We start from the raw sequence: 13448 nt of genomic DNA, 5'->3' as shown, positions 1-13448 counted from the left end.
ATAGCTCGCTATTACTCAAAAATAAAAATCTGTGGTAGTTCAAATCTGACACACATTTTGAACTTTCGAGACGAAAATTTATGAATTATTCAGGCTAAGAAAACAGTTCAAAATTAAAAACATCTCTTTTTGTGATATTTCTATTTTTTTCATTTGTCTAATACAAAAGCATATACTGCATGAAAGAAAATAGAAATCTCATCAAAAATTAATTATTTTATAAAAATTGCCTGTTTTCTTAGAACCACTATTTATAGATATGTTGGGGCAGACTTGAGGGGAATTTATTATGTTTTTCTGCACAGGTGCAAAGACATAAGAAAGCCCAATTCACATTGCATACATTTGCAAATTGAATAAGCCGATGCACAACCAAAATTTGCATAAGAGTGTAATCTTTCCATCGCACAAAAAAATACATTCGCTTATTGTAATTAAAAAAAAGAACTTATCTTTGTTCGGTATTTAACGAACTATATGATAAGAAAAGACGTAATAACAGAAGAACAAAAAAGAAAAGCAAGATTTGCCAAAGCAATGGGACATCCTGTTCGTATGTATGTGTTAGAGCTATTATCTAATCAAAGCTGTTGTTATAGTGGAGATTTAACAGAGGAACTCAATATTGCCAAATCAACACTTTCACAACATCTAAAAGAATTAAGAGATGCAGGTTTAATACAAGGCGAAATTGAAGCACCAAAGATTAAGTACTGTATTAATAAAGAGAATTGGAGTGAAGCACAAGATTTATTTAAAGCTTTTCTGAAACTATAAAAAAAATTAGATGCAATGTTCGCCTTTTTGCGAATGACGAACGGATAAATAAAAATTTAAAGAATATGGATTTACAAAATTTAAAACCAGCCAATATGGAAATCAAAGTACTAGGAACGGGTTGTGCAAAATGCAAAACGCTTGAAAAACAAACCAATCAAGCTGTTGAAGAGCTTGGAATTATAGCTAATGTTATTAAGGTTGAAGACATCCTTGAAATTATGAAATTTGGTGTAATGACAACTCCTGCATTAGTAGTTGACGGTAAAGTAGTTGTCAAAGGTAAGGTTCCATCTGTTTCAGACATTAAAGATTTACTAACTAAATAAAATATCAGACAAATGAAAAAAGTAATAAGTATTCTAAGTTTTGTATTTGTGGTAGGCTTAATATCATCAAATGCACAATGCTGTAAAAAAGCAACTCCAGATTGTGAATCAAACAAAACAACAACTGTACAGGCAAAAACGAAAACAGATGTTAAGGCCTACTATTTCCATGCTACTCGCCGATGTGCTACTTGTCAGGCTGTTGAATCAGTTACAAAAGATGCCCTAAAAGAATTTTATGGTGGTAAAGTAACTTTTAGCTTAATAAATCGTGAGGAAGAAAAGGACAGCCCAATGATTGAAAAATATAAAGTCAGCGGACAAACCTTGCTAATTATTAAAGGTGATAAAGTGGTGAACTTAACCAACGATGCATTTATGAATGCCCGTACCAAACCTGACAAACTAAAGGCAAAAATTAAAGCAGCGGTTGATTCAATGATATAAGACGTGGAAGTATTACAAAACTTTTTGGAAACCTCACAGTTTCCTATACTATCGGCATTTTTACTGGGACTTATGACAGCCATAAGTCCCTGCCCTTTGGCAACCAATATAACAGCTATTGGCTTTATTAGTAAGGATATTGAAAGCCAGAAGAAGGTTTTTGTCAATGGTTTGGTTTATATGCTTGGAAGGGCTGTATCATACACCACTATTGGATTAATCTTCTTTTTTGGGGCAAGCCAGTTTGATATTTCTGGAGTTCTACAGGAATGGGGCGAGAAACTATTGGGTCCTTTGTTGATTATCATTGGTTTATTCATGCTTGGCATCCTGAAACTGGCAATTCCCGGAATCAGTTCATTAACCGAGAAAATGGAAAGCAAAGCAAACAGTGGATTTTGGGGTGTTCTTTTGTTAGGAATTGTATTTGCATTGGCTTTTTGTCCATATAGTGGTGTACTCTATTTTGGTATGCTAATTCCAATGACAGTTGGTAGTGCAAGTGGCTTGATTTTGCCTTTTGTTTTTGCCATAGCAACAGGTATCCCTGTAATTATTTTTGCATGGCTCATCGCATTTAGTGTAGGAACAATCGGTAATCTATATAATAAAATCAAGGTGTTTGAGACTTGGTTTCGCAGGGTAATTGCCGTTGTTTTTATTGTTATTGGCATTTATCAGAGTATTACAATTTTTTTGGCTTAAATTATGAGTAAAACCATTTGTTATTGTGAGAATGTTAGTGAAGAAGAGATATTAGATGCCATAAATAATGGTGCTAAGAGACTAAAAGACATACAAGAAAAAATTGGTGCATCTACAGGTAATCAATGTAAAATCTCAAACTCTTCAAGTATATGTTGTTCAGGGGATAATGAAAAGCTCCTGAATACTTCATATACTTTTAAAGATTACTCATCTTGTTATGGCTAATATGATAAAACAAAAAAATAAAATCATTGTTCCTTTAATTCCGAACATCAATTATATAGAAATGAAAGAAAAGGTAATCTCTTTAAACAGAAGTATGAACGGATGTTTTTTACCTATGTTTTTGTTGCTTTTATGGGTGTTGCTATATTGTAATCTGCAAAATATCGCCGATTTTGCAATAAATGATGTAGTAAAAATGTCGCCTGGAAAACACCTGACCGAAACACTACGGTTTTTCATATTTGAAGTTCCTAAAGTGATGTTGCTTTTGGTTCTTATCATTTTCAGTGTTGGAATCATCAGAAGTTATTTTACAACAGAGAAAACCCGAAAAATGCTTGAAGGGAAATCTCTATTTACAGGAAATATTATGGCTTCGTTGTTAGGAATTGTAACACCTTTCTGCTCATGCTCGGCTATTCCACTCTTCTTGGGATTTGTTGAAGCAGGTATTCCAATTGGAGTAACTTTTTCGTTTCTTATTGCTGCTCCCATGATTAATGAAGTGGCTTTGGTTCTATTAGTAGGATTGTTCGGATGGAATGTAGCTTTAATATATGTTTTCACTGGATTAACTATTGCAATATTTTCAGGCTGGCTTATAGGTAAGCTTGGTCTTGAAAAATATGTTGCCGATTGGGTATATACAATCAAATCAAATCAGGAAGAAGGCGAAGAAGAAAAACTGACATTTTACGACCGTATTCAGAAAGGATTTGAATCGGTTCAGGAAATTGTTGGTAAAATATGGGTTTATATCGTAATTGGTATTGCTGTAGGTGCAGGAGCTCATGGATATGTTCCCGAAGATTTCTTAGGTTCACTTTTAGGAAAAGAAAACTGGTATGGTGTTCCTCTTGCCATAATTATAGGAATACCAATGTATTCAAATGCAGCAGGTATTATTCCCATTGTAAGTGTACTCATTGAAAAAGGGGTATCACTTGGAACTGCCCTTGCCTTTATGATGTCTGTCATTGCATTGTCTCTACCTGAGATTATTATTCTTAAAAAAGTATTGAAATGGCAACTCATTGTAGCCTTTGTTGGCATTGTTGCTACAGGTATTGTTGCGGTTGGCTTTATTTTCAACTTTGTAATGTAAATATGTTCAAATATAATTCCCGGATATGAAATCAAAATCAATCGGTTTTATCGGAGGTGGAAGGATTACCAAAATCCTTCTCCAAGGATTTAAGAACCAAAATGTAAAGTTTAACTCAGTAATGGTATGTGATATAAATGATAAAACATTAATTGAGTTAAAAAAGAATTTCCCTTTTATTGAAACTACAACCTCTGCCCAAGAGACTGCTTCAAAAGAAGTTGTGTTTATTGCTTTGCATCCTCATGTAATTGGTGAAATAGTTTTTGAGCTAAAGGATGCGATTGATAGTAATACCCTTATCATTTCACTTGCTCCAAAATTTAGTATTCAGAAACTTTCTGAATTGTTGGGTACTCAAAGAATTATCCGTGTGATTCCCAATGCCACCTCTTTTGCCAATCTAGGGTATAACCCAATTTGCTTTGCCAATGCAATTGGTAAATCTGAGAAAGAATCAGTGCTTGAAGCGTATGCGATTGCATCGGCCATGTTACCTACATATTTCTGGTTTCAATGGAAGGAAATCGAACACATCTCCAAAGAAATGGGATTTGCTGAAAATGAAAGCAAGGAAGCTGTTTACGAAACTTTAAAGGCTGCATTGGAATTAATGTACAACCGTGACTTAAGTTATTCTGGATTAATCGACTTAATTCCGGTTAAACCCATTGGTGAAAATGAAGATGAAATTAAAGGAATTTTAAAAAATAAATTATTAGGGCTTTTCGACAAAATCAAACCATAAATGATAAAAATAGTATTGCCTTGGTTCGTTTTTATCAGTTTAGTCCTACTTATAATAATGGGATTAGTATCAATCAATAAACTGAATCAATATCTATCAAATACAATAGTGAAAAATGCAGCTCTGGAGATTATTTTCAGCGGAGCTGCATACATTGATTCAGCATTCGATTTTGAGAAAAATGGATTAAGCTATCAGGTAAGCTTTCTTGAATTTGGTGCAAACGGATGTGTGACTTGCAGTAAGATGGAATCTGTAATGGCTGAATTAGAATATACCTTCCCTGAAAAAGTTAATGTGGTTTTTCTAAATATTCTCAAGCCCGATAACCAAATGCTAATGAGATACTACGGTGTTGCAGCCATCCCAACACAAATATTGCTGGACAACAAAGGAAAAGAGTTTTTCAGACATTATGGGTTTATATCAACTCCTGAGCTTACAAAAAAAAATATTTATCATGAAAAGACTAACTAAAATAATTACATTCTGCATTTTGCTAATTTTATCAATTCAATCCCTTAAGGCACAAGAAAACAATACTATAAGAGCAAACTTGCCTGATGTATCGATCAAAAATATAGCAGGCGAAAGTGTACATGTAGGAAAAATCACTAATAATAATAATCCCATATTAATCTGTTTTTGGAAGACCTGTTGCAAAAAACCAGGAGAATACCTTGATGCTATTAGCGAAGTATATGAAGATTGGGTAAATGAAACAGGCGTAGTTTTATATGCAGTGGCTATTGACGATACTCGCAGTTCAAGTCGGGTAGCTCCTTTTGTAAATAGTCATGGATGGGAATTTGAAATATTGCTTGATGTTAATTCCGACTTAAAACGGGCAATGAATGTTGTCTTAACTCCTCATACCTTCCTCCTAAACGGGAAGGGTGAAATCGTATGGCAAAAATCAATGTACACTTATGGTGATGAAGAATTAATTTATGAAAAGATTTCACAATTAGTAAAAAAATAATTCTGCTTGATAAAAACACCTTTATCACAATTAATTAAATCTAGTATAGTACTAAAAAAAAATATTAAATCAATGAGATTCGACTTTATTCCAATATCACTATTTTTTCTTGCATTAGCATTCGTGTCATGCAACAAAAATGACCTAAACAATTCTGATGGCTATAGTGCTGTTAAGATTGATAGCCTTTATGCTAACGATACAATTTTGAATGTTTGGGTACCAACCAAAATTGCTGTAGTTGCCTCGGGGGAAGGCCTTGTTTATAATTGGGAAGCCGACCACGGAGAACTTAATGGTTCTGGCAGTCAGATTGAATATATGGCTGGCACATGCTGTACTGGTATTAATACAATTACATGTACTGTATCCAATAACACCAATAGTGACACAAAACATATTAAGATAAGAGTTTTACCTTTCTAACTATGGCTAATAAATTATCATATACAATATCAATTCTGCTTTTGTTAACATTTGCCGGAAATACTATTTTAGCTCAATGCTGTGGTGCTGGAAATCCAGTTAGTGGATTTGGCAATGTTTCAGGTATCCCATATAAAACATTATTAGTAGGCTCAAACTATAAATACAGTTATTCTGACCAATACTATTCAGGTTCAGAAAAAGTAGATATTTCACCCGATAAATCATATTATAATTTTCTTGGGTTGAATATGGCCTATGGAATTACAAACCGACTAAGTGTTAGAGGCGACCTTGGTTATTTTTTAAGCAAAACAAAAATATACAATATTGAAGGTTGGGATCACATGAAAGGCTATGGCTTAGGTGATGCTGAATTAAGTATTAGATATGTTGTAATAAAAAGGGTTCTTAAAAAATTCGACATAATACCAGGCATTGGGGTAAAATTGCCTGTTGGGGTATTCGATCAGGTGGTTGATGATGTAAAATTACCCATTTCATTGCAACCCTCTTCGGGTAGCCTTAAATACAATATAAACATTTTTGTTTTTAAAGGAATAAATAAACATAGCGTTTCATTTAGGGCTTTTGCTGAATTTGCAAACCCGATTCAATCACAGAATTTTAATTACAAATATGGTAATCTTTATATTTTCTCAGCATATGGTTCATTTGTAGTAAGCAAAAAAATTAATTTACTATCACAATTGAGATACGAATACAGAAGGAAATCAATGCGGGAAAACAAGCAAATTGTAGCATCAAGCGGTGGTAAGGTTCTATTTTTTATACCTCAGATTAATGTAATGCCCTCTGAAAGCCTAGGAATTTCATTATACGCTAATATACCTTTATATAAATACATGAATGGCATACAACTTTCAAACAAGTATGCCATATCAATAAAAGTATATAAAAGTTTTAATTTTAATAAAAATTGCAAACCCCAAAACATCTAAACAAATGAAAAAGTATTTTTTGATTTTTATTTCAATCCTGTTTTTATTAATAAAGGGTGAAGCTCAAAACATTGAACTTTATCATGAAAACTTGCTGATAACATCGGACACAATTATAGTTTTTGGAAATGTGAGTGCAGATACCTTACATACTTATATTTTTCAAGGCGATACCACCTACTATTACTCTTACGAAGCTTTTGTTGAAATTGATATAAAAAACATTTCAACGAACAATATAAATGTTCAATGCAAAAAAAGGCATATTCAACTCATCCCAAATACACAAAATTACTTTTGTTGGAGCAGTTGTTTCCCTCCATATACTTTTGAATCAACCATCCCGGTAACAATCCCTTCCAATGAAACAATTGATATTTTTTCGGGGCACTATAAACCCAATGGAAAACTGGGTTGCATCCTTGTTGCTTATACTTTTTACAATAATGATAATCCTTCTGACTCTGCAATGGCTTTGGTGAAGTTTATTATGGATTTTTGCAATCCAACCTCTATTGCCAAAGTAAATAAAAATCAAAAGCAATTTTCGCAACCTTATCCTAACCCGGCAACTTCTTACTTTTTTATTGATAAGCTTTCTAAAAGCATGTCAAATCAAATTATCAGCATTTATGATTCAATGGGGAAACTAATATCAATTCAATCAATTGATAATGTGAATAGCCGTTTAAAAGTAAATACCAATTATTTAAAAAGAGGGTATTATTTTTATAAAATTTCAAATAATATAGTGGTAAATAATTCTGGAATTATAATAATTAAATAATGGTAAGATATATTTTATTTTTGGTTGTAATTTTTGGAATTGAGAAAGTTAGCTTTGCACAGCTTGTTGTTGGTGATACTGTTACTGATTTTACCATTGTTGACGTGCATAACAATGAACATAATTTATTTAATTACCTTGAAAATGGAAAGTATGTATGTGTTGATTTTTTTGGTGTGAATTGTCAACAGTGTTTAACACTCGTGCCAACTTTTAATGAGGTTTACAGTAACTATGGTTGCAATAAGGGAGATCTGGTATTTTTAGCAATAAATTATTTAAACTACAATGATGAAATTCTGGATTTTGAGGATAAATATGGAGGTTTATACCCTGCAATAAGTGGTATGAGTGGCGGCTATACAGTGTACGAGGACTGGCAAATTCAGTTTTGGCCTCAGCTATGGTTAATATGCCCAAATAAAATTTTTGTATCCAATATATACCCAATATATCAGGAAAATATTGATTCAGTATTTGCCAGTTTTGGAATAACAAAAGACTCATGTCCAACAAATAATATTTTATACGAAATAGTTTCTGATGCTTCCATTAATATTTTCCCCGATCCGGCTACAACACATATTTCAATTGAGTATTTTAATCAAAGTACCTATAACCATAACTATAACATTTATAATATGCTGGGAGAAATCCTCATGGAAGGTAAAGTTGAAAACAATGCTACTATAGATATTTCTATGCTAAAAAGAGGTATTTATATTTTTGTTACAAAATCACAATTATCTTTATTTTCAAAAAAAACATTTATAAAGCTGTAAACAGATACAAGCAATTTAATTTTTGCTCATGTTAAGTTTAGATTAAATCAACAAACAAGAATTGTCTTTTATTTCTAAATGACGTATGTTTGCGACATACAAAATAAATGAAAGTTTCATATGGATAAAAGAGAGATATTTGATGATGAGTTGCAGAGGCTGGCACAGTTCGCCAAAGTCATTTCTCATCCGGCAAGATTGGCAATCCTTAAGTATTTAGCAGAAACAAAAACTTGTATTTCAGGTGATATTTCTGATCAATTGCCACTTAGCCGCACCACAGTTTCACAGCATTTGAAAGAATTGAAAAACAGCGGTTTAATTCATGGAGAAGTAGAAGGCCTTAAAATCAATTACTGCCTGTGTGGTTCAAGCATTAAAAAGTTCAAATTACTTTTTAATGAATTTTTCGTAGATGAATCTTTTTGTATTGATAATCAATGTTAATGACTAAAAAGCTATATATGAAAGTTTTAATTTTATGTACAGGCAACAGTTGCCGAAGCCAAATGGCGCATGGATTTCTGCAGTCCTTTGATTCGAATATAACTGTTTTTTCTGCCGGAACAGAAGCGTCAGGAAAACTAAATCGAAATGCAGTTGAAGCAATGGCTGAAGCAGGTATTGATATTAGCCATAATACTTCAGATTCGGTTGAAAAATATATGGGTGGCGAATGGGATTACGTAATTACCGTTTGTGGAGGAGCAAATGAAGCTTGTCCGGCTTTTATAGGTACAGTAAAATATCGTTTACACATTGGTTTTGACGATCCATCGCACACTACCGGATCCGATGAGTTTATCTGGAGTGAATTTATCCGTGTGCGTGATGAAATCAAATCAGGTTTCCGTAAATTTTATGACGAACAAATTAAACCTCAATTATAAGCTATGAGCTCAACAAAAAAACAAATTGGCTTTTTCGAAAAATACCTTAGCCTTTGGGTTGCGATTTGTATAGCCGTTGGTATAGTTATCGGGAATTTTGCAGGAGAAAGCATTCAGCTTTTAAGCAAAATGGAGATTTACAAGGTAAATATTCCGGTAGCCATTTTAGTTTGGCTAATGATATATCCAATGATGCTTCAAGTAGATTTTTCAAGCATCAAAAATGTAGGGAAACGCCCAAAGGGTTTAATTCTTACCTTAATTGTCAACTGGCTGATTAAGCCATTCACAATGGCATTTTTTGCGTGGATATTCTTCTCCAAGCTCTATTCTGCATTTATTTCTCCGGAACAGGCAGGAGAATATATTGCCGGAGCTATTTTATTGGGAGCTGCTCCATGTACTGCAATGGTATTTGTTTGGAGTTATTTAACCGATGGTGATCCTAATTATACCTTGGTTCAGGTATCGGTAAACGACCTGATAATTTTGGTAGCCTTTATTCCGATTGTGGGATTACTTTTAGGAATAACTAATATTTCCATACCTTACAATACTTTGGTTGCAAGTATTGTGGTATTCGTGGTAGTTCCACTTGTAGCAGGGTATATTACCCACAAATTGCTGATTAAACGCAAAGGTGAAGAATGGTTTAAAAAAGAGTTTCTTCCTAAATTTAAGCCTGTTTCAATCATTGCCTTATTGCTTACACTTGTATTGTTGTTTGCATTTCAGGGAAATATCATTGTTGAAAATCCATTAATAATTTTGTTGGTGGCTATTCCATTGGTTATTCAAACATACTTTATATTTTTTGTTGCATGGATTGGCGGTCGAAAATTGAAACTTCCTCACGCAATCTGTTCACCTGCTGCAATGATTGGAGCCAGCAATTTTTTCGAATTGGCAGTAGCCGTAGCAATTGCATTATTCGGTTTGCAATCTCCTGCTGCTTTAGTAACAGTAGTTGGGGTTTTAGTAGAAGTTCCGGTGATGTTATCCTTAGTGAAATTAGCTAATAAGTGGAAGTATTAAATGGCTGTCTATATTGGCAATTTTTATTGTTAGGGATTTTATAGTATCATTTCAAAATTTCGATATCATTTATTTTTCTCGGTTAAATACCAATTATTTTTTGACTTTTGATAAAAGGAGTCAGAATAAAAATTGTTAGTAATCAGTGTGATTAAAAGTAAGAAAGATATATGGTTTCAAAAATTACTTTTTAATCTATGAATCACTTTGTGCTTCTTTAAGCAACTTAGTGTAATAGCTATTTTACTAAGAACCACAGGGAAGACACTTAGTTTCACAGATAAAGCATATCATTATCTTCAAGTATATGACAATGATTGGTTAGTAATAATTTAATAAATGAGATTTAGCATAAATAATTGCTGCTGAAGTAAACTATAATAATTGTCTTATATTTGATGAGGTAAAATTATACTTGTATATAATTTGTCGCAGTATTTATAAAAAGATGATAACATGATAAATATTTTTGGAAAAAACGCATTAATTACCGGTTCGAGCCGAGGTGTTGGACAACAAATTGCAATTGGACTAGCAAAACTTGGCTGCAACATAATTGTTCATGGAAGAACCAAAACCGCTTGTAACAACACATTAGCACTACTTGAAGAATATTCTGTGAAGACCTATTGTGTATATGGCGAACTGTCTGATAAAAAGCAAGTAATTGATTTGATAACACAGGTACAAGATCTAAATATCGATGTAGAGATTTTGTACAACAATGCAGCTGTGATGACGAAATACCACAAAGACTTTTGGAATCATAGCTGGGACGATTGGTTAGAAACCTATAAAGTAAATGTTGTTGCAATGTATGACCTATGCGGAGCTTTTATTCCAGCCATGATTAAAAACAACTTTGGTCGGGTGGTTAATCTCACTTCAAGAATAAAAGACGAACCTGAACTTGCTCCATATGGTGCATCGAAGTGGGCTGTAGATAAACTGACAGACGATATTGCATCGAAATTGAAAAATACAGCAGTAAGAATAAATTACTTAGATCCGGGATGGTTACGTACAGATATGGGAGGTGAACATGCTGATCATTCTGTTGAAGCAGTTTTGCCTGGTGCTCTTGCTCCTGTTTTGATAGAAGATGATGGTCCAAATGGCAGTTTTTTTTCAGCAATAGATCACGATTTGGATTAATCGTTCTATAGATATCACAATATTTTCATTCCGATGCTTAGCGAGGAATCTTATTCGTCATAAATAAGATGGTATAAACTTAAAATAAATTTTAGCCTTTGTTCTAAGCTATGACGGATTATGTATTTTTTTTATAACTTTGCTGTATGCTTAGCAAAACACTTATTAGAACAAGGAGTAAGTTTAAGATACATACAATCAATATTAGGACATGAATCGAGTAAAACAACAGAAATATACACACATATATCAAGCACAAAGTTCAATGATATTAATAATCCTTTCGACGATATGGATATTTAAAACAAAAAAATAATAATAAAGAAATAAACGGAATTTTCTGTTTATACTAATGTTAGGCGCAATAGTGAAACATGACAAGTAATAAGCAAAATACACTAGTACTGACTGGAGCTGGTTTTTCATCTCCAATAATGAAGTATAAAAATTACAGTTTAAATTCTGCTTTTTTGACTAGATTACTTTGTGAAGTTGATTTCATGAAAGAGTTATACAATGAAATTTATAATTCCTCACCAACAGACAATTTCATAGTAATAAGTGAATTGGCAAATAAATTATTAAACGATTTAAAAAATAATCAAGAGACGAGCGATTCAAGTTTTGAGCCAAATTTTGAACAGGTTTTCTATTTACTCGAAAATATTATTAATTTTTCAAGTCGGGAACCATCAATTAAAAACTCATTTATTCTAAATGTATTATGTGATTTAAAAAGCTCATATTCTGATTATATTATCAGCCCATTAGAACTATACTCATTTCAGGAATTTATGCTAGATGTTATTTCTAAGTTTAAAGCACCAGAAAAGGATTTGTCCTTATTATCCAAATTCTTTTTTAGACTAATGGAAAAGAGCTATTTACAATATTATACTTTGAATTATGATAGTCTAATAGTTGATATACTGGCAAATATTAATACCAATTATAAGGACTTAGAAATAACAAAGAATTTCAATTTAGGTTGTACTTATGGTGCTTCTGGTGGTGGGATACTGGCTAAGACATTTTTCATTCCACCCCCATATTTAAAGACCGGAAGAATTCAATGTTTTATTTACATGGTTCTGTATTCTACACAGATTCTTGGGATACAAAAATAATTTCATTTGAAGACAGAAAACTAATTAGTCCAAGTTCTAGAAATTTAATGCACTCACTTGGAATGCCCAAACCTAATAATCATATTAATACTGATGGTGGCTATAAATTTGACCAGTCATTTATAACAGGATTAAATAAGAATATTAAATTGACAGAAGAGCCTTATGCTAGTATTTATGCGAAATTCAGAATTGACTTATACAATGCGGATAAGCTTTTAATATTTGGTTATTCATTTAATGATGAGCATATTAATGCAATCATTGCATCGAGTCCACCTAATCTTAAAAAGATTACAATCATTGATTTTATTAATAATGACATCAATATTAGAAATAATTATCATCGATTCTTGAATAATGTATTGATTTCTGTTAAGCCATTTGGTCATGGTCAGGAAGTTGAATTGTGGAATATGGTAGGATTAAATGAAAGTAGAATAGAGGTTAACAAAAATTACATTTATGAGGAAGACCATCCTGATTATTGGGAGATTGAATATGACTTAAATGGAACGATTGATTATCTAACGAGAATGACGAATAACTAAAGCGACTAACAGTCGCAAGAAATTTAGTAAACTACCGGAGTCATAGGGGTGGCGTGATTATAGATGGATTAACACGGAACGTGGGAGGTCTTTTGTTTTAAGGGTTGGCAATCCTAAACAATCCGATATAAGCATAGCGAAATTCGGAAAGGAAACAAGAGAAGTCGGAGAAGCCCATAGTACTGTTTGACACAAAGGACAACAAAACCTTTGTTTAGGGAAGGGGCTTTACTTTAGAGAAGCTAATATGAAAGACAGAACGACCTATATTGATGAAAATCTATTAGTAAGTCCATCGTCAGCAATGACAGATGAGAAGGTTCGTGTTTTTCAAAGGAAGCTATACATTAGAGCCAAGCAAAGGAAGGAAAGCGCACAAGGTGTTACGCCAACACCCATACAGTACATTTGT

Annotated in this window: 21 protein-coding genes; all 21 read left to right on the top strand. The window is 32.8% G+C overall.

Annotated features, from left to right (window positions below):
• Nucleotides 1-477 precede the first annotated feature (477 nt).
• The gene (locus HN894_13230) at nt 478-777 is read left to right on the top strand and encodes a winged helix-turn-helix transcriptional regulator (protein ID MBT7144284.1); all 300 of its coding nucleotides are present in this window, start codon (nt 478-480) and stop codon (nt 775-777) included.
• A gap of 95 nt (nt 778-872) precedes the next feature.
• Nucleotides 873-1106 carry a thioredoxin family protein gene (locus HN894_13225; GenBank protein MBT7144283.1) on the top strand — a complete coding sequence of 78 codons (234 nt, stop codon included), beginning with the start codon at nt 873-875 and terminating at the stop codon, nt 1104-1106.
• A gap of 12 nt (nt 1107-1118) precedes the next feature.
• Nucleotides 1119-1553, top strand: coding sequence for a hypothetical protein (locus HN894_13220; GenBank protein ID MBT7144282.1), 435 nt, complete (start codon nt 1119-1121; stop codon nt 1551-1553).
• Between the two features lie 3 nt (nt 1554-1556).
• Nucleotides 1557-2258, top strand: coding sequence for a sulfite exporter TauE/SafE family protein (locus tag HN894_13215; GenBank protein ID MBT7144281.1), 702 nt, complete (start codon nt 1557-1559; stop codon nt 2256-2258).
• Nucleotides 2259-2486, top strand: coding sequence for a (2Fe-2S)-binding protein (locus HN894_13210; protein MBT7144280.1), 228 nt, complete (start codon nt 2259-2261; stop codon nt 2484-2486). It abuts the gene before it with no gap.
• Nucleotides 2487-2547: 61 nt separating this feature from the next.
• Nucleotides 2548-3591 (top strand): permease, encoded by a 1044-nt coding sequence (locus tag HN894_13205; protein MBT7144279.1) that lies wholly within the window; start codon nt 2548-2550, stop codon nt 3589-3591.
• 25 nt (nt 3592-3616) lie between these two features.
• On the top strand, nt 3617-4339 hold the full coding sequence (locus tag HN894_13200) for an NAD(P)-binding domain-containing protein (protein MBT7144278.1): 723 nt from the start codon (nt 3617-3619) through the stop codon (nt 4337-4339).
• A complete protein-coding gene (locus HN894_13195) occupies nt 4340-4816 on the top strand; it encodes a thioredoxin family protein (protein MBT7144277.1) in 477 nt (158 codons plus the stop codon). It abuts the gene before it with no gap.
• Nucleotides 4800-5321 (top strand): TlpA family protein disulfide reductase, encoded by a 522-nt coding sequence (locus tag HN894_13190; protein ID MBT7144276.1) that lies wholly within the window; start codon nt 4800-4802, stop codon nt 5319-5321. The genes HN894_13195 and HN894_13190 overlap by 17 nt, the downstream gene beginning before the upstream one ends.
• A 72-nt stretch (nt 5322-5393) precedes the next feature.
• Entirely contained in the window at nt 5394-5747 is a 354-nt protein-coding gene (locus tag HN894_13185) for a hypothetical protein (GenBank protein MBT7144275.1), read from the top strand.
• Nucleotides 5748-5749: 2 nt separating this feature from the next.
• Nucleotides 5750-6709, top strand: coding sequence for a hypothetical protein (locus HN894_13180; GenBank protein MBT7144274.1), 960 nt, complete (start codon nt 5750-5752; stop codon nt 6707-6709).
• 4 nt (nt 6710-6713) lie between these two features.
• A complete protein-coding gene (locus tag HN894_13175) occupies nt 6714-7496 on the top strand; it encodes a T9SS type A sorting domain-containing protein (protein MBT7144273.1) in 783 nt (260 codons plus the stop codon).
• Nucleotides 7496-8278, top strand: coding sequence for a T9SS type A sorting domain-containing protein (locus HN894_13170; protein MBT7144272.1), 783 nt, complete (start codon nt 7496-7498; stop codon nt 8276-8278). Before HN894_13175 ends, HN894_13170 begins: the two co-directional genes overlap by 1 nt.
• 120 nt (nt 8279-8398) lie before the next feature.
• The gene (locus tag HN894_13165) at nt 8399-8725 is read left to right on the top strand and encodes a helix-turn-helix transcriptional regulator (GenBank protein ID MBT7144271.1); all 327 of its coding nucleotides are present in this window, start codon (nt 8399-8401) and stop codon (nt 8723-8725) included.
• Between the two features lie 17 nt (nt 8726-8742).
• On the top strand, nt 8743-9168 hold the full coding sequence (locus HN894_13160) for an arsenate reductase ArsC (GenBank protein ID MBT7144270.1): 426 nt from the start codon (nt 8743-8745) through the stop codon (nt 9166-9168).
• 3 nt (nt 9169-9171) lie between these two features.
• Nucleotides 9172-10203 carry an ACR3 family arsenite efflux transporter gene (gene arsB, locus HN894_13155; GenBank protein MBT7144269.1) on the top strand — a complete coding sequence of 344 codons (1032 nt, stop codon included), beginning with the start codon at nt 9172-9174 and terminating at the stop codon, nt 10201-10203.
• Nucleotides 10204-10659: 456 nt separating this feature from the next.
• Nucleotides 10660-11358, top strand: coding sequence for an SDR family oxidoreductase (locus HN894_13150; GenBank protein ID MBT7144268.1), 699 nt, complete (start codon nt 10660-10662; stop codon nt 11356-11358).
• 120 nt (nt 11359-11478) lie between these two features.
• A complete protein-coding gene (locus HN894_13145) occupies nt 11479-11661 on the top strand; it encodes a tyrosine-type recombinase/integrase (protein ID MBT7144267.1) in 183 nt (60 codons plus the stop codon).
• A 197-nt stretch (nt 11662-11858) separates the two neighbouring features.
• Nucleotides 11859-12485, top strand: a complete 627-nt coding sequence (locus HN894_13140; protein ID MBT7144266.1) for a hypothetical protein — start codon at nt 11859-11861, stop codon at nt 12483-12485.
• Nucleotides 12431-13036, top strand: coding sequence for a hypothetical protein (locus HN894_13135; GenBank protein ID MBT7144265.1), 606 nt, complete (start codon nt 12431-12433; stop codon nt 13034-13036). The genes HN894_13140 and HN894_13135 overlap by 55 nt, the downstream gene beginning before the upstream one ends.
• 247 nt (nt 13037-13283) lie before the next feature.
• The coding region (locus HN894_13130) for a hypothetical protein (GenBank protein MBT7144264.1) at nt 13284-13448 on the top strand (165 nt) is incomplete at its 3' end.

Source organism: Bacteroidota bacterium (assembly GCA_018692315.1).
Classification (GTDB): Bacteria; Bacteroidota; Bacteroidia; order Bacteroidales; family JABHKC01; genus JABHKC01.
Note: the sequence above shows the minus strand (reverse complement) of the source record. Positions and strands in the feature narration are given on the sequence as shown.